General features: G+C 35.7%; 21 protein-coding genes and 1 tRNA gene. 18 read left to right on the top strand and 4 right to left on the bottom strand.

Annotated features, from left to right (window positions below):
• Window positions 1-113: 113 nt before the first annotated feature.
• Entirely contained in the window at window positions 114-473 is a 360-nt protein-coding gene (locus IGJ66_RS02730; protein ID WP_067481578.1) for a thioredoxin family protein, read from the bottom strand.
• 196 nt (window positions 474-669) lie between these two features.
• Between IGJ66_RS02730 and IGJ66_RS02735 the strand changes: the two genes are divergently transcribed.
• Window positions 670-1,626 (top strand): permease, encoded by a 957-nt coding sequence (locus tag IGJ66_RS02735; RefSeq protein WP_067481580.1) that lies wholly within the window; start codon window positions 670-672, stop codon window positions 1,624-1,626.
• 11 nt (window positions 1,627-1,637) lie between these two features.
• Window positions 1,638-2,474, top strand: a complete 837-nt coding sequence (locus tag IGJ66_RS02740; RefSeq protein WP_430616798.1) for a TIGR03943 family putative permease subunit — start codon at window positions 1,638-1,640, stop codon at window positions 2,472-2,474.
• A 208-nt stretch (window positions 2,475-2,682) separates the two neighbouring features.
• On the opposite strand, the gene IGJ66_RS02745 is transcribed toward IGJ66_RS02740, so the two are convergent.
• A complete protein-coding gene (locus IGJ66_RS02745; protein ID WP_067481582.1) occupies window positions 2,683-3,168 on the bottom strand; it encodes a threonine/serine exporter family protein in 486 nt (161 codons plus the stop codon).
• A gap of 18 nt (window positions 3,169-3,186) precedes the next feature.
• Window positions 3,187-3,936, bottom strand: a complete 750-nt coding sequence (locus tag IGJ66_RS02750; protein WP_075492162.1) for a threonine/serine exporter family protein — start codon at window positions 3,934-3,936, stop codon at window positions 3,187-3,189.
• Window positions 3,937-4,060: 124 nt separating this feature from the next.
• Between IGJ66_RS02750 and IGJ66_RS02755 the strand changes: the two genes are divergently transcribed.
• The 9 genes from IGJ66_RS02755 to IGJ66_RS02795 all read left to right on the top strand — a co-directional run bounded on the left by IGJ66_RS02755 (window position 4,061) and on the right by IGJ66_RS02795 (window position 10,984).
• A tRNA-Gly gene (locus IGJ66_RS02755) sits at window positions 4,061-4,131 on the top strand.
• 138 nt (window positions 4,132-4,269) lie between these two features.
• Window positions 4,270-4,995 carry a DNA/RNA non-specific endonuclease gene (locus tag IGJ66_RS02760; protein WP_430616799.1) on the top strand — a complete coding sequence of 242 codons (726 nt, stop codon included), beginning with the start codon at window positions 4,270-4,272 and terminating at the stop codon, window positions 4,993-4,995.
• 307 nt (window positions 4,996-5,302) lie between these two features.
• Window positions 5,303-5,569 carry an IreB family regulatory phosphoprotein gene (locus tag IGJ66_RS02765; RefSeq protein ID WP_067481587.1) on the top strand — a complete coding sequence of 89 codons (267 nt, stop codon included), beginning with the start codon at window positions 5,303-5,305 and terminating at the stop codon, window positions 5,567-5,569.
• A complete protein-coding gene (ruvX, locus tag IGJ66_RS02770) occupies window positions 5,566-5,997 on the top strand; it encodes a Holliday junction resolvase RuvX (RefSeq protein WP_067481589.1) in 432 nt (143 codons plus the stop codon). The genes IGJ66_RS02765 and ruvX overlap by 4 nt, the downstream gene beginning before the upstream one ends.
• A gap of 21 nt (window positions 5,998-6,018) precedes the next feature.
• On the top strand, window positions 6,019-6,330 hold the full coding sequence (locus IGJ66_RS02775) for a DUF1292 domain-containing protein (protein WP_067481590.1): 312 nt from the start codon (window positions 6,019-6,021) through the stop codon (window positions 6,328-6,330).
• 367 nt (window positions 6,331-6,697) lie between these two features.
• On the top strand, window positions 6,698-7,462 hold the full coding sequence (gene map / locus IGJ66_RS02780; RefSeq protein WP_067481630.1) for a type I methionyl aminopeptidase: 765 nt from the start codon (window positions 6,698-6,700) through the stop codon (window positions 7,460-7,462).
• A 282-nt stretch (window positions 7,463-7,744) separates the two neighbouring features.
• Entirely contained in the window at window positions 7,745-8,659 is a 915-nt protein-coding gene (locus tag IGJ66_RS02785; protein ID WP_067481631.1) for an N-acetylmuramoyl-L-alanine amidase family protein, read from the top strand.
• A gap of 582 nt (window positions 8,660-9,241) precedes the next feature.
• The gene (locus IGJ66_RS02790) at window positions 9,242-10,222 is read left to right on the top strand and encodes a hypothetical protein (RefSeq protein WP_430616800.1); all 981 of its coding nucleotides are present in this window, start codon (window positions 9,242-9,244) and stop codon (window positions 10,220-10,222) included.
• Between the two features lie 315 nt (window positions 10,223-10,537).
• On the top strand, window positions 10,538-10,984 hold the full coding sequence (locus tag IGJ66_RS02795) for a GNAT family N-acetyltransferase (RefSeq protein WP_430616801.1): 447 nt from the start codon (window positions 10,538-10,540) through the stop codon (window positions 10,982-10,984).
• Between the two features lie 431 nt (window positions 10,985-11,415).
• Here the strand turns inward: IGJ66_RS02795 and rnhC are convergent, their stop codons facing one another.
• On the bottom strand, window positions 11,416-12,336 hold the full coding sequence (gene rnhC, locus IGJ66_RS02800) for a ribonuclease HIII (RefSeq protein WP_368027135.1): 921 nt from the start codon (window positions 12,334-12,336) through the stop codon (window positions 11,416-11,418).
• Between the two features lie 201 nt (window positions 12,337-12,537).
• Between rnhC and zapA the strand changes: the two genes are divergently transcribed.
• The 7 genes from zapA (at window position 12,538) to IGJ66_RS02835 (ending at window position 21,199) form a co-directional block, all read left to right on the top strand.
• Window positions 12,538-12,975 (top strand): cell division protein ZapA, encoded by a 438-nt coding sequence (gene zapA, locus IGJ66_RS02805; protein ID WP_067481642.1) that lies wholly within the window; start codon window positions 12,538-12,540, stop codon window positions 12,973-12,975.
• 46 nt (window positions 12,976-13,021) lie between these two features.
• Window positions 13,022-13,570, top strand: coding sequence for a CvpA family protein (locus tag IGJ66_RS02810; RefSeq protein WP_067481644.1), 549 nt, complete (start codon window positions 13,022-13,024; stop codon window positions 13,568-13,570).
• A gap of 601 nt (window positions 13,571-14,171) precedes the next feature.
• On the top strand, window positions 14,172-16,532 hold the full coding sequence (locus IGJ66_RS02815) for an endonuclease MutS2 (protein WP_430616802.1): 2,361 nt from the start codon (window positions 14,172-14,174) through the stop codon (window positions 16,530-16,532).
• An 87-nt stretch (window positions 16,533-16,619) separates the two neighbouring features.
• Window positions 16,620-16,934, top strand: coding sequence for a thioredoxin (gene trxA, locus IGJ66_RS02820; RefSeq protein WP_067481710.1), 315 nt, complete (start codon window positions 16,620-16,622; stop codon window positions 16,932-16,934).
• A 143-nt stretch (window positions 16,935-17,077) separates the two neighbouring features.
• The gene (uvrC, locus tag IGJ66_RS02825; protein ID WP_067481712.1) at window positions 17,078-18,856 is read left to right on the top strand and encodes an excinuclease ABC subunit UvrC; all 1,779 of its coding nucleotides are present in this window, start codon (window positions 17,078-17,080) and stop codon (window positions 18,854-18,856) included.
• A 188-nt stretch (window positions 18,857-19,044) separates the two neighbouring features.
• On the top strand, window positions 19,045-19,944 hold the full coding sequence (locus tag IGJ66_RS02830) for an ABC transporter ATP-binding protein (RefSeq protein ID WP_067481714.1): 900 nt from the start codon (window positions 19,045-19,047) through the stop codon (window positions 19,942-19,944).
• Window positions 19,937-21,199: an ABC transporter permease gene (locus IGJ66_RS02835; RefSeq protein ID WP_067481716.1), complete on the top strand. Its 1,263-nt coding sequence runs from the start codon at window positions 19,937-19,939 to the stop codon at window positions 21,197-21,199. The genes IGJ66_RS02830 and IGJ66_RS02835 overlap by 8 nt, the downstream gene beginning before the upstream one ends.
• The last annotated feature ends 68 nt before the right edge of the window (window positions 21,200-21,267 follow it).

The raw sequence follows: 21,267 nt of genomic DNA on the forward strand, positions 1-21,267 counted from the left end.
AAAGAACCTATGGTAGAACTAAAAATAAAACGTTTCTCAATTTAAAACCGCCTAAAATAATCGTTTATAAAAACGAATTTTAGGCGGTTTTTCTATTTGAGCTATTCTTGTCATTATCCCTTTTTTGTGTTGAAAATTTCTTCATAGTTTAGTGCGTCAGTAGTATGGGTTATTTGAGTTAAAAGGAACTCGATTTTTTCTAAGTCAATGAAACGTGCTTGACGTGCAATCTCTTTTCCTTTGTGAAAAATCAAAATCACTGGGACAGTCAAAACTTCAAATGTGCTAGCAACCTCAGGAATTTCGTGAGCATCCAAATGCAAGGCAGGAATATCGAATGAAGTGAGCAACTTCTGTAAACGTGGTTCAATTGCATGACAGACACTACAATGAGGCATGGAAAGAAAAAGGACAACCGTGTCTTCCGTGTCGATGAGTTGTAATGCTTCTGCTAGCTGAGTTGTTTTCTTCATTCAAACGACCTCGTTTCTCTTTTTTATTTTCTGTGACTAATGTAGTTGGGAATGAGTGAATTGTCAATCAAGTTGCTTTTACAAAAAACAAACTAAAAGATAAGAGAATAGTAAACTTTTTTTCTTAACTTGTAATTTTTTAAGGAAAAGCGTATATTATTTTGGCAAATGACGTTGTATTAGAAGGAGAGACAGTATGTTTTCTTGGATACCCAATTCGGTTTTGCAAATGAGCACGATTTTTTTATCCATCGTTATCGAAGCATTACCGTTCGTTTTATTAGGTTGCATCATTTCGGGAGCATTACAAGTTTTTTTGACGCCGGAACGTGTTCGACGTTGGCTTCCTAAAAATAAATTTTTATCTATTTTAGTTGGCTCTGGATTAGGATTCTTTTTTCCTTCATGTGAGTGTGGCATTGTGCCAATCGTCCATCAATTTGTAAAAAAAGATGTTCCCGTACCAACTGCGTTTGCTTTTATGTTGACTGCACCGATTATCAATCCAGTGGTGATCTTTTCAACTTATATCGCATTTGGCAATTCTTGGAAAATGGCGGGCTGGCGTGTACTAGGTGCTTTTTTGGTTGCCCTAGTAGTAGGCATTTGGTTGGCTTATTTTCAAAAGGAATCTGTTTTGAAAGAAAAATTGATTCAAAATCACTTAAATGAACAGCAAAAACATTCACATCATCATCATGAGTTGCCGATTGAAGACCAGAAGATGAAAGAAAAAAGATTTGCCAACATCCATCGATTAGGTCAGCAAGTATGGCATGTTTTGACTCATGCGATTGATGAATTTTTTGATACAGGTCGCTATTTGATCATTGGTGGACTGATTGCGGCAGCGATGCAAACTTATTTACCAACACGAGTAATGTTGACTTTAGGATCAACTAAAATCTTAGCAATTGTCATCATGTTGTTATTAGCATTTACGATGTCGTTATGTTCTGAAGCAGATGCATTTATCGGTTCTTCCCTATTAAGTTTATTTGGGACAGCACCTGTCGTCGCTTTTTTAGTTTTTGGACCAATGGTGGATATCAAAAACTTGTTGATGATGAAGCGTTACTTTAAAAGTCAATTTATCTTTGCATTGATTTGTGTCATTGCAGTGGTTGTTATAGGTTATACATTACTCATCTAGGAGGGAAAGTGATGATCCGTTTTTTAATTTTATCAGGTTATTTTGAACTGATGATGTATTTACAAGTTTCTGGCAAGTTAGACCAGTATATCAATGTTCATTATCGGTATTTAGCAATCCTTTCGATGATTTTATCTGCAGTACTAGCATTAGTTCAACTCTATTTATGGGGAAAAAATGAACCAGAAAAAGGAACAGATGAGCATCACGATCATGACCACGGATTGACAAAACCAAGCCAGCGTTTGGTTGCTTATGTACTACTAGCTTTACCAATCCTAGTAGGAACATTGTTTCCAACGGTTAGTTTGGATACCACGATTGTTGAAGCAAAAGGATTTAATTTTCCTGTTAGTAAAGAATCTGTGGGTGATCCGGAAATGCAGACGCAATATCTGAAACCTGATACAAGTATTTATTTCAATCAGTCTGATTATCAAGAACAGATGAACGAGTTAAAAGCAAAATATGGAGATAAACAAACTATTCAAATCACAGATGAAAATTATTTGGAGATTATGGAGCTGATCTATAATTATCCAAGTGAATTTATTGGGAAAACAATTAGCTATGATGGGTTTGTTTATCAGACGCCAGATAAAGAAAAACAAGATATTTTCTTATTCCGTTTTGGCATCATTCACTGTGTAGCAGACTCAGGTGTTTTTGGGTTATTGACGCAGATGCCAGAAGGAACCACGGTCAAAAATGATGAATGGTATCATGTGGAAGGTGTGATTCAGTCTGAATATTACCAGCCATTCAAGCGGGATATTCCGACCGTACATGTGACGACAGCGAAAAAAGTGACCGCGCCAAAAAATCAGTATGTCTATCGTTCTTTTTAGGGAAGGAATATGAAAGGATTATTCCACTCTAAAAAGAAAAAAACTAGAAATGACTTCTCCCATTCTTGCGTAATTTGACTTTATTTTGAAGAATTACTGCTTGAACATTATAGACAAAGTCATGGCATAAAGCGCCTAACACTAAAAAACAAGTGTAAAGGATTAAAGCAAAAGAAAACGTCGAGCCCAGTTACGCTCGACGTTTTCTTTATTTTTTTGTCAGGAATTTCTTTTTACGTTTGCTAATCATAGATTCACGCTTTAATTTAAAGTTTCGAATATTGTGATTAAAAACCTCAGATAAAACTAGTCCTAAAGCAATTGCACCAGCAATCATAATTGCTTGTACCGCGTATGTAATCGCGTCTTGATAAGAACCAGTGACTAAATTGCGGACAGCTTGATAAGCTAGCCCCCCAGGAACCAATGGAACCATTCCAGGAATATTAAAAATTGTGACCGGCATCTTGAATTTTTTTGAAAAAACATCGCTAATAAAGGCGACTCCCAGTGAACCAAGTAAGGAGCCAAATGCAGCATTACCACCAAAGGTAATCGTGACCCAGTAGATCATCCAGCCAAGTGCGCCAGAAAAACCACACCAAGCCAATGCGCTTCGTGGCACATTTGTGATAATAGCAAACGCGGCTGTTGCTAAAAAACTAAAAGAAAATTGTATCAGTATCGTCCACATGGGTAAGCTCCTTTTCGATTAAAAAAGTTGAAAGATAAAAGCAATGGCAAAGCCAATCATAGTGGCTGTCATCATAGCTTCTGTTCCGCGAGATACACCTGAAAGGTAATGGCCAGCTAACAAATCGCGAATGGCATTGGTAATTTGAACCCCAGGTACTAACGGCATGACACAACCGATAATAATCAAATCTTGATTGATTCCGATATTTAGTCGAACACTAAGAATAGCCGCTAATCCAATAAATAAAGAAGAAAAAAATTCTGAAAGAAATTTTATTCTGAAAAATTTCAAGCTATATAAATAAATGGCGTATCCTATGCCACCAATGAGTAATGCAATGGGAAGGTCAGCTAATTCGCCACCAAATAAAACCATAATAGTTGCACTGATGATAGCTGCGCTAAAAATTTGTAACCAAACAGGAAAAAAGAAACGCTCTTTATAAATGCCTTGTAAGGCATCGTAGAGTTCAGTCAATGTTAATTCCTTAGCTACGTATCGTCGAGATAGATCATTGACCTTTACTACTTTTTCAAGATTGATGGAACGATTGGTAATTTGTTCCATTCGAATAGTTGAAGTTCGATCAAGTCCAATAAACAATCCTGTTTGTGTGACATAACTAACTAAACGATAATTGCCAGAAGCTAGAGCAATTCGACTCATTGTATCTTCTACTCGGTACATTTCGGCGTTGCTTTCCATCATGATTTTACCTGCAAGTAAACAAGTATCAAGTAATAAATTCAATTCTTTTTCCGACATACCATCTTCTCCAATAGTTCATTTGTTGTTTTCATTCTACTACAAAAAACAGAAATGAAGTAAAAAACTGAATGAAAAAACACTTGAGCAATGAAAAAAAGAGGCGTATACTTTTTTTAGTCATGCGGGTGTAGTTTAGTGGTAAAATCCCAGCTTCCCAAGCTGATGTCGCGAGTTCGATTCTCGTCACCCGCTTTTATACAAAGGACGTGCTTTTATTGTCGTATAGACGATAACTGCACGTTCTTTTTTGATTGAAGATAAAAAGGGAGTTTCTAAAAAGGGGAACATATGTTAAAGTTTAGAAGAATTGGCAAGAAGAGGAGTAGATAGATGAGTAAGAAAACCACTAAGACTATTATGGGTGTTGTCATCGCAATTTTAGCCGGAGCTTTTGGGATTTCGACAACGCAAAACGATTCGGATATCTTTCAACAGATTACTGCAATTTTCGATTCAGCACCACAAGCAGCAAAGTTAGCAGATGTTCCTGAATACGATGGTAAGCATCAAGAAATAGAAATCAATAATAATCAGCCTGATTTTTCTCAATCAGATTTTAGTTTGGCCAACGGTGTTTGGGAAAAATATTCTGAGGTTGATCGTTTAAATCGAGTAGGTTCAGCAAATGCGATGTTAGGAAAAGAGTTATTTCCAACAGAAAAAAGAGAACCTCTTTACGTAAATCCAACTGGATGGAAGCAAAAAAAACTAACTGATGGTCAATGGTTGTACAATCGTAGTCACTTAATTGGTTTTCAGCTAACTGGTCAAAATAATAACATCAAAAATTTGATGACAGGGACTCGTTCGCTAAACACACCTTATATGTTGGCGCATGAAAATGATATTGCTGCATACATCAAAGAAACAAATCATCACGTGCGTTATCGAGTGACACCTTACTTTGAAGATAGTGAGTTAGTAGCACGCGGTGTTCAATTAGAAGCGCAAAGTATCGAAGACTCTAAGTTGAAGTTCAATGTTTTTATTTACAACGTTCAAGACGGTTACACAATCAATTACCAAACAGGTCAAGCTGTTAAGAGTAAAAAATAAGTAAAATGATGGTAAAGTACAAACTCTCCAGAATGATTTTTTGTACTTTGCCATCACTTTTTTTATTTGAAACAGAAAAACGTACATTTTATCTAAAATAACGTATAATGAACAACGAATGTTTTATTAAAGAAGCTTGTACAAATAAAAAAAAGAAACAAAAAACAAATGGTAAATTTCCAATTGTTAAATGTTTTATTATTACTGAAAAAAGTACATAAGATTTATTTGTAGTTTGAGCGTTCTTCTAGTAAAATGAATGTGGATAAGGTAGAATAAATACCTTGCGGGAAAGAGGTGTAGAATCATGGGTTTTACAGATGAAACCGTACGTTTTGATTTTGATGATAATCGCAAAAAAGAAGTCGGTGAAACATTAGCAATCGTTTATCGGGCTTTGGAAGAAAAGGGCTACAATCCTATTAACCAGATTGTTGGCTATTTACTTTCTGGAGACCCGGCCTACATTCCTCGTTATCGTGACGCACGAAATTTAATCAGACGTCATGAGCGCGACGAAATTATGGAAGTAATCGTGAAAGATTATCTTTCAAATCATGGAGTGAATTTATGAGAGTAATGGGCTTAGACGTTGGCTCAAAAACAGTTGGTATCGCAGTAAGTGATCCATTCGGTTGGACTGCCCAAGGTGTAGAAATTATTCGAATTGATGAGGCAGCTGGTGAATTTGGTTTTGACCGTCTAAAAGAATTGGTCGCTGAATATGAAGTCGATCGATTTGTTGTAGGATTGCCCAAAAACATGAATAACTCAATCGGACCAAGAGCAGAAGCTTCCATGGCTTATGGAGAAAAAATCAAAGAACTATTTTCTTTACCGGTCGAATTTCAAGATGAACGGCTAACAACAGTTCAAGCTGAACGCATGTTAGTGGAACAGGCAAATACGTCACGAGCAAAAAGAAAAAAAGTAATTGATAAATTAGCCGCAGTCATGATTTTACAAAACTATCTTGACGGCTCGGGTAAACAACTATTTTAGAAAACGAAAAGAGGAATTGATATGACAGAACATAATCATTCACACGATCATGACCATGAAGGACATGAGCACATCACATTAGTTGATGATCAAGGAAACGAAACACTTTACGAAATCTTATTGACTGTTGATGGGCAAGAAGAATTCGGTCGTAACTACGTACTATTATACCCAGCTGGGGCTTCTGAAGATGAAGATGTTGAGTTACAAGCTTATGCTTACATCGAAAACGAAGATGGTACAGAAGGCGAATTGCAACAAATTGAAACAGATGCTGAATGGGATATGATTGAAGAAGTTTTCAATACATTCATGGCGGAAGAAGAAGAATAGTCCTTTTAAAGAGCAGAATCCTTATTATATAAGGGTTCTGCTCTTTTTCTTCTTTTTTGAATGCCAATCTGAAGGACATTCTTTTGATCTTTAGCTTGATTTAGTGATATCTGTAGTTTTTTCCCTTCTCAAGTTGTTGTTATTCCATAGGTTAGTGTCTGTTGTACTGTAAGCAACATTCATGAATGGAATCAGATTAGTTTTTTTGTAGTCTATGATTGTTTGTGTATTCATTTATTTGTTGTTATACTTCCCAATGTATGTCAAGGCATTATGTATGGTTTACCGTTAATATTCGTTCAGGCCTCTCAAATATTGCATCCAAAACAATGATATACTATGAAAAATTTAAAATAAGGAGTACAAGATGATTACACTAAAATCCAAAAGAGAGATTGACTTGATGACTCAATCTGGATCATTATTAGCAGACGTTCATATCCACTTACGAGACTTTATTCAGCCTGGAATTACCAGTTGGGACATTGAAGTTTTTGTACGTAATTACATTGAAACTCATGGCGGAATTGCCGCTCAAATTGGATTTGAAGGTTACGAATATGCTACGTGCATTAGCATCAATGATGAAATTTGCCACGGCTTTCCAAAAAAACAGGTCTTAAAATCAGGCGATTTAGTGAAAGTTGATATGTGTATTGACTTAAAAGGTGGCATTTCTGATTCTTGCTGGGCTTACGTCGTGGGAACAAGTACACCTGAAGTTGACAATTTGATGGAAGTAACCAAAAAAGCTCTCTATTTAGGAATTGAACAAGCACAAGTTGGGAAACGAACTGGAGATATTGGTCATGCAATCCAGACCTATGTAGAAGCTAAAGGATACAGTGTCGTACGAGATTTTATTGCTCACGGAATTGGTCCTAGTATTCATGAAGAACCTTTCTTTGCACATTATGGTGAAGCTGGAAAAGGTATCCGCCTGAGAGAAGGAATGATTATCACCATTGAACCCATGGTAAATGTTGGTGATTGGCGGATGAAGATGATGCCTAATGGCTGGGAAGCAAAAACTCTAGATGGTAGTTTAAGTTGTCAATACGAGCATAGTTTGGCAATCACTAAAGACGGCCCACTAATTTTAACTTCTCAAGGAGAAGAAGGGACTTACTAATACATGATTTACAAATGTTAAGTCCGTCTTAAGGCAGTAGCTTAGTTCCAAATAAATAAATTGAATGAAACAATATGTAATCATCCCTTTGCTTCTTCTGCTATCGCGGGATTCGGCTTCATTCATGGCAGAAGAAGAATAGTCCAAAGTTGTTCCTGTTCTAGGAACAACTTTTTATTTTACAAAAAATCAAAGGAAATTTATTAGCAAACCAATCATTGAACATTTAAGTTCCCTTTAAGCTTCACTTCTTACACTATCTGTAACGAGGTGAGTGAGAAGATGAAAAAAATATGTGGCTTATTTTTAGTGGTGGGTGTCTTGTTCATTGCTACAAATCATTTGGGAATCTTTGAACAAAAGACAACAGCTGAACAAACAGGAAGCACCCAAACAACTGAGATAAAAGCAACCAGCACAACGACAAGTAGTCATGAAACACGACAGCAAATCAAAATTGGTAAAGAAGATAGTACGTTATATGCCGATAAAGAATTAACGATAAAACTTGCAACGATTAATGGTGGGGAACTAACGGAATATCTTTCCGAAACAGACGACAGCTATCAAATAAAAACGAATGCAGGGACAACGGGTTATTTAGCCAAGACAGATGGAACAATGCTTGTGCAGAAAACACAAAATCAACCAGCTAGTTTGTCTGACGCAGTGATTGTACTTGATCCTGGACACGGTGGAGATGATGTCGGCGCATTGAGCAATGACGAACAGACGGAAGAAAAGACACTCACGCTGAGTACAGCTAAAAAACTAAAAGCAGCTTTAGAGGCGGAGGGAGCAACTGTTTATTTGACCCATACGACAGATGAATTTATCCAACTTGGTGACATTTGTACCTTCAGCAAAGAAAAATCAGCTGATGTCTTTATCAGTTTGCACGCTGATTCAACAGAAATTGCGAACGAAGCAACAGGAATCACTACTTATTATTATTATGAGAAAAATGAGGAGCTTGCACAAACAATTGCTGATGGCTTTTCTGAGTTGCCTCTGAATTCTCGAGGAATCATGTATGGCAACTATCAAGTGTTGCGAGAAAATCTTCAACCAGCCATCTTGGTGGAGATGGGGTATATGAATAATGATTCTGACTTGGCTGAATTAGTAACGGATGATTACCAAGAAAAATTTGCAGAAAGTTTGACAAATTCATTACTTGCTTATTTTAGTGAATAACAATTATCAATAAATAAAAATCAAATATAAACTGATTCGTCGCGCGTTTGATTTAGACTGTAAACAAAGACTTTAGTTATCTTCGTTTTAAAAAAGATATCTGAAGCCTTTGTTTATTTTTTCATAAAAAATCAACAGGAGTACACATTTACTATAGGATTAGATTTATTGTGAGAAAAATAAGTATCGTATGTATGATTTTTCAAGTTTTGATATGAGATCTATCGGATGCTGTTTTTTTATATCTGTCAAAAGCTGCTTAATCGTTTCTTCAGTTTTTGTATATCCTTAGACAAAAATTGTGCCTTGGATAAATCTACAAGTGTTGTTATTCTTTTTATATGTTTTCTATTTTGAAGTAGCTTTGCTTTTGGTTTTTACAAAATTTGTCATTCACGTAAAAGGTGATACTTCATAATTGTTATACGCTATAATTTTTGTTCATCTTACTTATTAGGAACAATAGGTTTGATAGACAGATGATATCGGTTTTTTTAGAAAAGTTTAGAGAGAGTCCCCTTTCATGATACAATTATCTACTGCCACAATGACTTTAAATAAAAAATGAGGAGAAGAAAAACTATGACTAATCAAAGTTTGCTGAAGTTCGAGGACGCTTGGGAGATTGTGAAGCAAGAACCAACGGTATGGGAATTTATAGAAATAAAAAATGATTCTTTCTACTACAAAATAAATCAGGAAGAATTGTTTCTAAGTAGTTTTAAAAGTAAAAATCTACCGTCATCTCCTTATACATTAACATTTTTGGGTGAAGTGCTAACAAAGTTGAGTCCTTTAGCTAATATCATGTCACGACGTCCAGGAACAGAAGAAGTTACTTTTTATGTTTTACTTAATACACCACAGTCGGGTTTTTTTGGGAAAAAAGTAGACAAAAAAATGTTAGAGGTTGCCGCTCCACCACTTGTTTGGAGGAGACAACAAATCCAAAAAGGAATAAGGCAAAAAATCAAAGAGTACATAGAAAAGAATGAATCTTTTTTCTTTCTTGATATTGGTTCAGGGGCAGGTTTTGATAGCCTTGAGATTGAGCGCCTAATACATAGAATCAACGACTTAACAAATAATTGCTTTAATAAACCTTATGAAAGTCTAAATATTGACATTGATTCAAAATGGTTGAAGAATAATCAACTATTAGCAGAAAAATTATTTGGTTTGAATCATTTTATAACAAGAGAAAATATTTCTATTTTTGATTTTTTGGAAAAATATCCAAGGGCCACGCTCGGGCAATATGATCATTTAATTATTTCTTGTAATGGATTTGCTGAATTTTTATCTGACATAGAACTTCGAAATCTATATGAAAACATATTTCTGTTTACACAAACATTTGATGGGAATGTCGATATTATCTTGCCTTTTGCGAATAAAAATAAAAAACAAGAATCTCTTGGACATAAGATTGGCTTTAAATTCAAAGCAAAAGAAAAGCAGGAGATAATCAATATGATCAAAGAAATTTTTATAAATTACAAAGTGACGTATTGCGAGAAATATAGCCACATTGTAATGAATGTGCAAAAAGATAGTGATTAATTGAATACGTCAACAGCATAAAATCCAAATCATAACTTAACAGATATGATCTGGATTTTATGCTTTTCTCAATTGTTGTAGCCAATTTTTTACACTCGATCTCAAGGTGGAAAATATCAGTGAGAAACAAAGGATGAACTTTCACAAATGTTAAATACTAGTTTTCTGAACATTGTTATCTAGCAAGATATGTAGCATTAAGCTCAAATAGCTTATACTTAAAGTAAGCATCAGAAACTCGCTTTAAGAAGAGGTGAAAAATTCAGTAGCTATAATAATTGCAAAAGGAAATATTTTTTGTGAAGGAGTGTTTGGATGAACTTATTACTTAAAGATGTTGACGAGTCTAATTGGCGGGACGTTATTGCGTTGTCTGTTTCAGATAATCAAGTAAATTTTATTGAAACGAATGCCACATCTTTGCTGGAAGCAGCCTATGATGTATCACTGGGGTGGCGACCATTAGCCATGTATGACGGTAAGAAACTTGTTGGTTTTTCGATGATTGGTGCTAAAAAGGAACAGGCTATGTGGTTAGACCGATTGATGATTGAAGCGAACTCGCAGGGAAAAGCATATGGCAGTTTATTTTTGCCTTTACTCATTCATTTGATGAAAGAACAATATGCCGTTGAACAAATTTATTTAAGTGTGCATGACGAAAATGAAAAAATCATACCTTATTATCAACGTTTTGGATTTGTTGATAGTCAAAGGTATGATCCAGAAAATGGTGAACGAATCATGTATTTAGATGTGTAGGTTAAGATCTTCGATTTTTATTTATTTTTTTGTTAGCTTTTTGATAACGAGTACCAATGTTAGAATCACTAACACAATTATCAGAAAGGCAAACAGCATTTCTGATAACACGCCTATCTTGACGATTAAATCACCCATGATTACTTTCCTCCTTTTGATAAGAAACGAATTGATAAATGAGTCTTCGTTTCTGTTCATATTCGAAATGCTAATATTATGTAAAAATCAAAAATTCTTGTTAAGTCAGTAGAAGACTACAAGGAAATTGATTTGTTTTTATCTTATCTTATCTATATTTTAGAAATTCAATCTATTTCGTTCTTTTTATTCTAAAGTTTCAATGTTGTCCCCGCAAAAGGCTGCTTAGTTAAAAGTAGTCATTGCGGGGATCTTTGTTTGTTCAGTATTTTTTCAACATTTTAAAAGGATAATCAAATGAGTTTTTGTGCTTTTTGCGTATTAGCAAAATGCAGCTTCGCATAATTGGCGAGTAGTGGTAGACCACCCTTTTTTAAGATGGTTGCTGCAACTGTATCTGATTTTGTGCCTGCACCAGATGGTAAAGTTATTCCAAGTTCAGCAGAAGCTTTATCAAGTTCTTCTAAAAAACTTGCACGGCTGATGATAGAAGCTGCAGCAACTGCTAGATGATATTGTTCACCCTTTGTCACAAAATAAAGTTTTTCTTGAATTTTATTTTTTTCTAGTCGTGCATACTTTTTGAAATTTGCTTCAGGGGTAAATTGATCAATTAAAATTGCTTCAGGCTTTGTTGGCGAAATTTTTTGTAAAAGTAAATGAATTGCTTGATTATGCAAAGCAACCTTCATCCTAACAGCATTATATTCAGGTTGTATTTCATTGTATTTTTTTGGTGTAAGTACTAACAATTGATAAGGAATCGTTTCCTTTAAAACTTTTGCTAATTGAATGATTTGAGTATCTTTCAGTTCTTTTGAATCTCTAACTCCTAAATTTTTCAAGGTTTTTAAGTGCTCTCGATCAACGTAAGCAGCGCAGACAGTAACAGGACCAAAGTAGCTTCCATTACCCACCTCATCACTACCTAGAACAGAAAGCTGACTAATATTATTAGGCAGTGAAGCAGAATTTTTTGCATTCACCTTTTTTGTAGGTGAGGATGTATTCGTGACTCCCCAGCGACTTGCTTCTTGTTCGGCATTGGCGCCTTGAAACATTACTTTTCCAGATGTATAGGCAGTGATTGTAGTACCATTTTTTTTAGCAGAAAAAGTTGTATAGGGCATTTTTTTTTGAAGCAAGTTTATTTGGTAAGCAGCTTTCATTTCATTCATTTTTGCTTCAGAAACTTTGATTATTACATTACTCATTTTAGGCCTCCATTATTTGCTGTGATCATGATAGTATGATTCGTTTGGCAGAATCAAGGTGTCACTGATGGGACATAGCATTTTTTCAAAGTTTATCATATAATAGTAAAGTATGTTTAAGAAAAATGTGCGAAGTACACACGTATAAAAACTTCGTGGTACACTATATAGGAATTTTATTATGGGAAGGAAATGGTTCGTATGGCGCATGAAAAAACACGCTATAAAGCAGTGATTGCTAATCAGACGTATACGATTATTGGTCGCGAAACGAAGCATCATATGGATATCGTTACAAAATTAGTGAATGACCAATTGATGGAGCTAAAACAATTATCGCCACAAATGGATAATGAACAAGCCGCAATTTTAATGGCGGTCAACGCGCTTTCGGATCAGTTGAAAAAACAAGAGCAACTCTTGGAATTAAATGAAGAAGTCGCGCAATTAAAGAAAAAAATGATTAAGTTTACTGAACTAGAAAATCGTGTGAAACGGATGGAAGCCATCGAGAACGAAGCACGTGAAGTTTTGAAAGAAAATGGTCAACCTGATCGTGAAATCAAAAATCATGTTGAAGCACAACAGATTTTGAATGAGAAGCGTAAAGGCCAAATCAAGCAGAAATCTGCTACTTAATCAAACAAAGTTTTTTGACTAAAGCTAGAAGAGAAAGGAACATGGCATGCTAAGTCTATTGATTATTATTTTTTTACTGATTGCCTTTTTTTCTGGTGCGAAAAGAGGATTTGCTTTACAAGTTGTCTATACTGTTGGCTATTTGGTATCTTTTCTTGTCGCACAACATTTTTATAAGCAGTTAGCGAATCATTTGGAACTATACATTCCTTATCCGGCCGTAACGCCAACATCGGATTTGGTCTTTTTCGATCAAACGATTTCTTTTAGTTTAGATCAAGCATTTTATGCAGGTATCGCATTTCTTCTTATTTTAATGGCTGGTTGGTTGATTACTCGATTTGTTGGTATCTTTGTACACAGCTTAACGTACTTGCCTGTGCTGAAACAAGTTGATTGGCTAGCTGGTGGTCTTTTGTCAGTTGTCGTAACTTTTGTCATGATTTTCTTGCTGTTGAGTTTACTTTCATTTGTCCCTTCAGATTTTATCCAAAACCAATTTAGAAGTAGCGGACTTGCTCGATATATTGTTGAAAACACACCAATATTAACGAATAAAATTTATGATTTGTGGATTACGAGGGTGATTGGATAAGGTTGTGGCGCAAAGCGTTAACTCCGACAAGATAGCGAGTAGTCACTTCAAATAGTTCTTCATATTTTGAAGTGACTGCAAGCTATATCGAGGAGTTGCTTTGGGAACACCGTGGATAAGGTTGTGGCGCAAAGCGCTTAGCTTCAAGCAATAAGAATGCTTTTCTAAAAATAGTTTTCCATATTTTAAGAAAAGGGGATTTATTGCCGAAGGAGCTGCTTTGAGAACACCGTGTATGAGGTTGTAAAAGAAGTGCCCAGCTCCAATAAATAAGAATAAATTACCAGAAATTGCTTCTCAAATTTTTGAGTAATTTGGGCTTATTTTGCAGGAGTTACTTCTTGAACACCGTAAATAAGGTTGTAGCGCAAGGCGTTCAGCTTACATCAATAAAAATTTCCCTAAAACAGCATGCATAGTTTTGAACAATTCTGAGTTATTTCGAGAAAAAGATTGTGGTACAAGAACCATTCTTAAAGTGATAAGAAAATTACGAGTTTTTAATGTAGTTAGTAGTATGTGAGTTGAAAAATGTAAAAAGTCTGGGGTTTTTGTTTGATCCCAGACTCCTTTTTATAGTTAAAGTGAAGTAGGTGAAAAAATGAATAAACGAATTTTAGAAACATTAGAATTTGAAAAAGTAAAACAGATGATCCAACAATTTGTCGTGACGGCCCAAGGAAAAGAAGAACTTGCTCGACTAGTTCCAGACAATCAATTGCAAAAGATTACCAATGCTCTTCAGGAAACAGAAGACGGGTTAAAAGTGCAACGATTACGCGGAGGGATTCCAATCCCTAAACTAGAAAATATTCGTCCGCATATGAAACGGATTGAAATTGGCGCTGACTTAAATGGCGTGGAACTGGCGCAAGTTTCTCGAGTGTTATCTACAACAAGTGAATTAGCTCGTTTTATCGACGATTTAAAAGACAGTGAGATAGAGTTTAATCGTTTATACATGTGGGCGGAGCAATTAGTTACGATCCCTGTTTTGAGTCGTCGACTAAAGGAGGCAATTGATGAAGATGGGCGAGTAACAGATGATGCTTCGCCAGAATTAAAAATTATTCGTCAAAATATTCGTCGCAGTGAACAAACGGTTCGTGAACAATTGGATAGCATCGTACGTGGGAAAAATGCGAAATATCTAAGCGATGCAATTATTACTATGCGTAATGATCGTTATGTTATTCCTGTTAAGCAAGAGTACCGCGGTGTTTTTGGCGGTGTTGTACATGACCAAAGTGCTTCGGGGCAAACGTTATTTGTTGAACCAAAACAAATTGTGGATTTGAATAATCGTTTACGTCAATATCAGATTGCAGAACGAAATGAAGTGCAACGAATCTTAAGTGAATTATCTGCAGAATTAGTCCCACATCGACAAGAAATCATTCATAATGCGTATGTTATCGGACAGATGGACTTGATGAATGCAAAGGCTCGATTTGGGAAAGAAATCAAAGCAATCGTGCCAACGATCAGCGAAGAAAACTATGTTGTCTTGAAGCAAGCACGTCATCCTTTAATCGATCAAGAAAAAGTGGTGCCAAATGACATTTCCATTGGTGAGGGGTATCAGGCAATTGTTATCACTGGACCAAATACTGGTGGGAAAACAATCACGTTGAAAACACTTGGATTACTTCAATTAATGGGACAGGCAGGTCTTCCAATTCCAGTTGATGAGGAAAGCCAAATCGGTATTTTTAAAGAAGTTTTTGCGGATATTGGAGACGAACAATCAATTGAACAAAGTCTTTCTACTTTTTCTTCTCATATGACAAACACGGTAGAAATCTTGTCAAAAGTAAATGAAAAAAGTTTAGTGCTTTTTGATGAGTTAGGTGCTGGAACAGATCCACAAGAAGGTGCGGCCCTTGCGATTGCCATCTTGGATGACTTGGGTAAAAAATCGGCTTACGTTATGGCAACGACTCATTATCCTGAATTAAAAATTTATGGGTATAATCGAGCGAACACCATTAATGCTAGTATGGAATTCAACGTTGATACCTTGAGTCCAACCTATCATTTATTGATTGGTGTTCCAGGACGAAGTAACGCTTTTGAAATTTCCAGCCGGTTGGGGTTAGCACAAGAAGTAATTGATGAAGCAAAACAACTAATCGACGACGAAAGCCAAGATTTAAACGAAATGATTTCTGATTTAGAAACGCGTCGAAAAATGGCTGAAACAGAATATTTAGAGATGCGTCATTATGTTGAAGAAGCGGAAGCACTTCAAGCAAACTTGAAAGAAGCATATAGCTATTTCTTTGAAGAACGCGAAAAGGAATTAGAAAAAGCAAAGAAAAAAGCGAACGAAGTGGTTTCAGAAGCAGAGGAAAAGGCAGAAAAAATTATTGCTGACATTCGCAAAATGCAGCAACAAATCGGTCGAACGAACGTGAAAGAGCACCAGCTGATTGATGCCAAATCACAATTAGCTGACTTACATCAAGAAGAGACTCTTAGAAAAAATAAAGTGTTAAAAAAAGCAAAACAACAAAAAATCTTAAAAGTAGGAGATGAAGTTTTAGTCACTACTTATGGTCAAAGAGGAACTTTGTTGAAGAAAAATGGGAATCAATGGCAAGTTCAAATTGGTATTTTGAAAATGAATGTGTCAGAAGATGACTTAACACCAGTAGCACCTGAAAAAGAACCAAAACAACGAGTGGTTCATGCTGTTCGTTCTGAATCAAGTAGCCATGTGGCGAATCAATTAGATTTGCGTGGGAAACGTTATGAAGAGGCACTAAATGAAGTAGATCAATACTTAGATTCGGCGATTTTAGCCGGCTACCCACAAGTGACGATTGTTCATGGAAAAGGAACTGGCGCGTTACGTCAGGGAATCACTGAGTATTTGAAAAATCATCGTAGTGTGAAAAGTTTTGAATTTGCACCTGCAAATCAAGGTGGAAATGGTGCAACGATTGTGAAATTTAAGTAAGACTTACTAATGGTAAGCAAATTGTTCGATGGATTGAGTTGAAGGTGTTATACTAGCCAGAGATTAATAAAAACGGAGGTCTTTTTTATGTCACGTGAAATTACAGATCAAACATTTAGCCAAGAAACAGATAAAGGATTAGTTTTAATCGATTTTTGGGCAACATGGTGTGGCCCTTGTCGAATGCAAGCACCAATTTTGGAACAATTACAAGAAGAATATGATGAAGACGAATTTCGTATTGTAAAAATGGATGTAGATGAAAATCCTGAAACACCACAACAATTCGGAATCATGAGCATTCCAACTTTACTTTTGAAAAAAGATGGTCAAGTAGTCGAAAAAGCTGTTGGTGTTCATTCAAAAGAACAATTGCGTCAAATGGTTGACCAATACCTATAAAAAATAAAAATCAAAGAGCGCAATTGCGAGAGGTCGGCAACTAGTCGACCTCTTCTTTTTGACGTTAATTAATAGAAGGGGAACTTTTGTTCTTGACAACCATGTTATAATAAATAAAAGAATAACGAAGAGGGGAGTACCCGATGAACGAAAGAATTAAGAACAAATTAGCTTTGCTTCCTGATCAACCGGGCTGTTACTTAATGAAAGATAAGAACGGGACGATCATTTATGTTGGTAAAGCAAAAATTTTGAAAAATCGAGTTCGTTCATATTTTACTGGTAGTCATAATACAAAAACAGAACGATTAGTCAGTGAAATTGAAGACTTTGAATATATCGTTACAGAATCAAATATTGAAGCATTACTTTTAGAAATTAATTTGATCAAGAAAAATGATCCTAAATATAATATTATGCTAAAGGATGACAAAACGTATCCTTTTATTAAAATCACAAATGAAAAGTATCCACGTTTGGTCATTACCCGAAAAGTTCTCAAAGATAAAGCAACGTATTTTGGTCCCTATCCAGATGTTGGTGCGGCTAATGAAACAAAAAAAATTTTAGATCGATTGTTTCCACTACGTAAATGTAAACCAAGTCAGACAAAGGAACCTTGCTTGTATTATCATCTAGGACAATGTTTATGTCCTTATTTCTTCCATGTTGATCCAGCTGTTTACACAGAAATTGTGGACGAAGTTAAACGATTTTTAGGTGGCGACTATGTAGCGATTGAGACAGAGATTCAACAAAAAATGGAAGTAGCAGCTGAAAATATGGAATTTGAAAAAGCTGCGGAGTATCGTGATCAAATTCGGGCAATTGATACCGTGATGACCCGCCAAAAAATGACAAATACTGACTTGAAGAATCGTGATGTTTTTGGTTATGCTGTTGATAAAGGCTGGATGTGTGTACAAGTGTTTTTTGTTCGTCAAGGAAAGTTGATTGAACGTGATGTTTCCATGTTCCCTTTTTATAATGAACCTGAAGAAGATTTCTTAACTTATATCGGGCAATTTTATCAAGAAAATGAACACTTCATTCCACAAGAAGTGCTCATTCCAGATACGATTGATAAGCCAAGTGTGGAAGCCCTACTTTCAACTAAAGTTTTGCAACCGCAAAGAGGAGAAAAGAAAAAATTGGTTGAATTAGCCAATAAGAATGCTCGAGTGGCATTAAATGAGCGTTTTGATCTCATTGTTCGAAAACAAGAACGAACAATTGGTGCCGTAGAAAAATTAGGAAATGCAATGAACATTCCAACACCGATTCGTATCGAAGCGTTTGATAACTCAAATATTATGGGAACATCACCCGTTTCGGCTATGGTTGTATTTATTGATGGAAAACCTGCCAAAAAGGAGTATCGAAAATATAAAATCAAAACAGTTCAAGGTCCAGATGATTATGCATCGATGAAAGAAGTGATTTATCGCCGTTATTCTCGCGTGTTAAAAGAAGGCTTACCACTCCCCGATTTAATTTTGATTGATGGTGGTAAAGGGCAAGTTGATGTTGCCAGAGAAGTGCTAGCAAATCAGTTGGGTGTCGATATCCCGATTGCTGGGCTGGCAAAAAATGATAAACATAAAACAAGTGAGCTTTTATTTGGTCCTGAACTTTCGGTGATTCCTTTAGAACGTAATTCTCAAGAATTCTTTTTACTTCAACGGATTCAAGACGAAGTGCATCGGTTTGCGATCACGTTTCATCGTCAATTACGTAGCAAAAACAGCTTTGCTTCTCGTTTGGATGGAATTGATGGGCTTGGACCTAAGCGAAAGAAGGCCTTGCTTAAGGAGTTCAAGTCTTTAAAAAATATCACTGCAGCATCAATTGAAGACTTGCAAGCAATTGGTCTACCAAAGAATGTTGCACAAAATGTACACGATAAGCTAAGTCAAAACTAAGTTAGGGACACTTTACAAACCTTGTAAAGTGTCCTATTATTTTTTATATAAAGAAAAAATGGATTGAAACAAGTTTTTTTTGACCAATATCTTTAAGTCAAGAAAGCTTGTCTCTTTTTGTATCTGTTTCAACTATTTTTATGAATGAAATGAAGAGCAACAGTTTAGGGAAGAAAAGGAGTGAAGTGATGTTAGAGGTTACAGATTTAGTTAAGACATTTGGCGACTATACTGCAGTTGACCATGTATCTTTTCGAATACCAGATGGAAAAATCATGGGGTTGATTGGACAAAATGGTGCAGGAAAAACAACTACGTTTCGTTTGATTTTGGATTTCTTGACTCAAGATCAAGGAGAAATTTTGTGGAATGGTAAACCATTAGGGGAAAAAGAATATGATATTATTGGGTATTTGCCTGAAGAACGTGGGCTTTATCCAAAAGTTACGATTCAAGATCAATTGATTTATTTTGCAGAGTTACGTGGGAAAACACGAAAAGAGATTGAGCCCAAGATTGATTTTTGGATGGAAAAGTTTCAAGTTAAAGGAAAGAAAACAGATAAGGTAAAGTCTTTGTCTAAAGGGAACCAGCAAAAGGTTCAATTGATTGCTACATTGATTCATGAACCAAAACTGATTATTTTAGATGAACCATTTAGCGGACTGGATCCAGTGAATGCAGAACTACTGAAAGATGGTATTCTTGAGCTGAAAGCAAAAGGATCATGTGTTATCTTTTCCAGTCATAATATGGATAACGTGGAGAAAATCTGCGATCATTTGATTATGTTGCGAAATGGGAAAATGGTACTTGATGGTAAGGTTCATGAAATTCGTGAGTCTTTTGGTCGAACAAAAATATTTTTAGAATCAGATTTAACACAAGCTGAAGTTGCTGAAGTTGAAGGTGTTGAAAAAGTCGTTTCGCGTGAAGATGATTCACTTGAAATTACGTTGTCAGACCCCGAGGCAGGTAAAGAAATCTTTACTCGTGCAACACAATTTGGCTATATCCCAATGTTTAATCAACAGCCGCCAACTCTTGAAGAAATTTTCAAACTGAAGGCAGGTGAGTTCGATGCGTAAATTTTGGATTATTACAAAAGATGTTTATTTAAAAAATGTAAAATCAATTTCCTTTCTAGTGATGATTCTGGTTCCATTTATTATGATGGGAATCATGTATGTGGCGGGGAACTTTGCACAGAATAATAGTGAAGTAAATAAAATCGGTATTTTATCAGAGAATCCTCAACTGAGTGAACAGATGAGCCAACTAAAATCAGATGAATTTAGTTTTGAAAAAGTAGATTCTGAAAAATCAGCACAAAAGCAACTTGAAGATGAAAAAATTGATGCCTATCTAGTCGTTACAATGGCTAATAATGAAGTCAAAGGAACTTTATACAGTGAAAATTCACTGGGACAAAGTACTCAATTGTTGATTCAACAACAATTGACAGGTATTCAATCAACTGTTCGTGCTAGTCAACTTGGGCTTTCTGCACAAGAAGTGGCAAGTTTAAGTGAGATGGCTGGATTGGATAGACAAAAAGTCAGCTTTGATGACCAAGGGAAGATGACTATTGGGGAAGATAATTCCCTTGTGCAATATGTGGTAAGTTATGTGGTCACTATTACGCTATTTATTATCATTTTGACGTATGCACAAATCATTGCTCAAGAAATTGCGTCGGAAAAAGGGACAAGAATCATGGAAGTTATTTTGTCTAGTACGACAGCACAAAAACATTTTTATGGGAAATTAACCGGTGTTTTGTTGGTCGCTTTGACACAGATGGGCTTATATGGCGTTATCTTTGGAGTAGGATATCAACAATTTAAGAATATGGACATGGTCAAAGAAATTTTGGCAGGTATTTCTTTGACGAATATCTTCGGTCCATTCTTGTGGTTCTCATTAGCGTTCATGATTTTAGGGATTCTGATTTTCTCTGTGTTGGCAGCTTTATGTGGCTCATTGGTCAATAAAGCAGAGGATACCGCAAAAGCTATTCTACCTGTAACTTATCTTTCATTAGGTGGTTATCTTTTGGGATTGATTCTTGGCGCATCAGATCCTAATAATATTGTGATTCGGATTACTTCTTATATCCCGTTCCTTTCTTCTTATGTTATGCCAATTCGTTTGGCGAATGATACAGTGGGATTGGGTGGTGCATGGATTTCGTTGATTCTCTTACTCTTGATTACTTTCTTCTTAACAGTCGTTTCAGCAAACATGTATAAATCGAATGTTCTTGTTTATAGTGAAGGTGGCATTTGGAGTTCATTGAAACAATCAATTTCGATTATGAGAAATGAACGGAAAAAAGGGTAAACTGCGTTTGTGAGAAAAAGCAGTTCATCTCTTTCTAACTGAATTTAAGTCAAAGACTCAGACAGTTT

The sequence above is a fragment of the Enterococcus sp. DIV0176 genome, assembly GCF_050528535.1.
Taxonomy (GTDB): Bacteria; Bacillota; Bacilli; order Lactobacillales; family Enterococcaceae; genus Enterococcus_B; species Enterococcus_B thailandicus.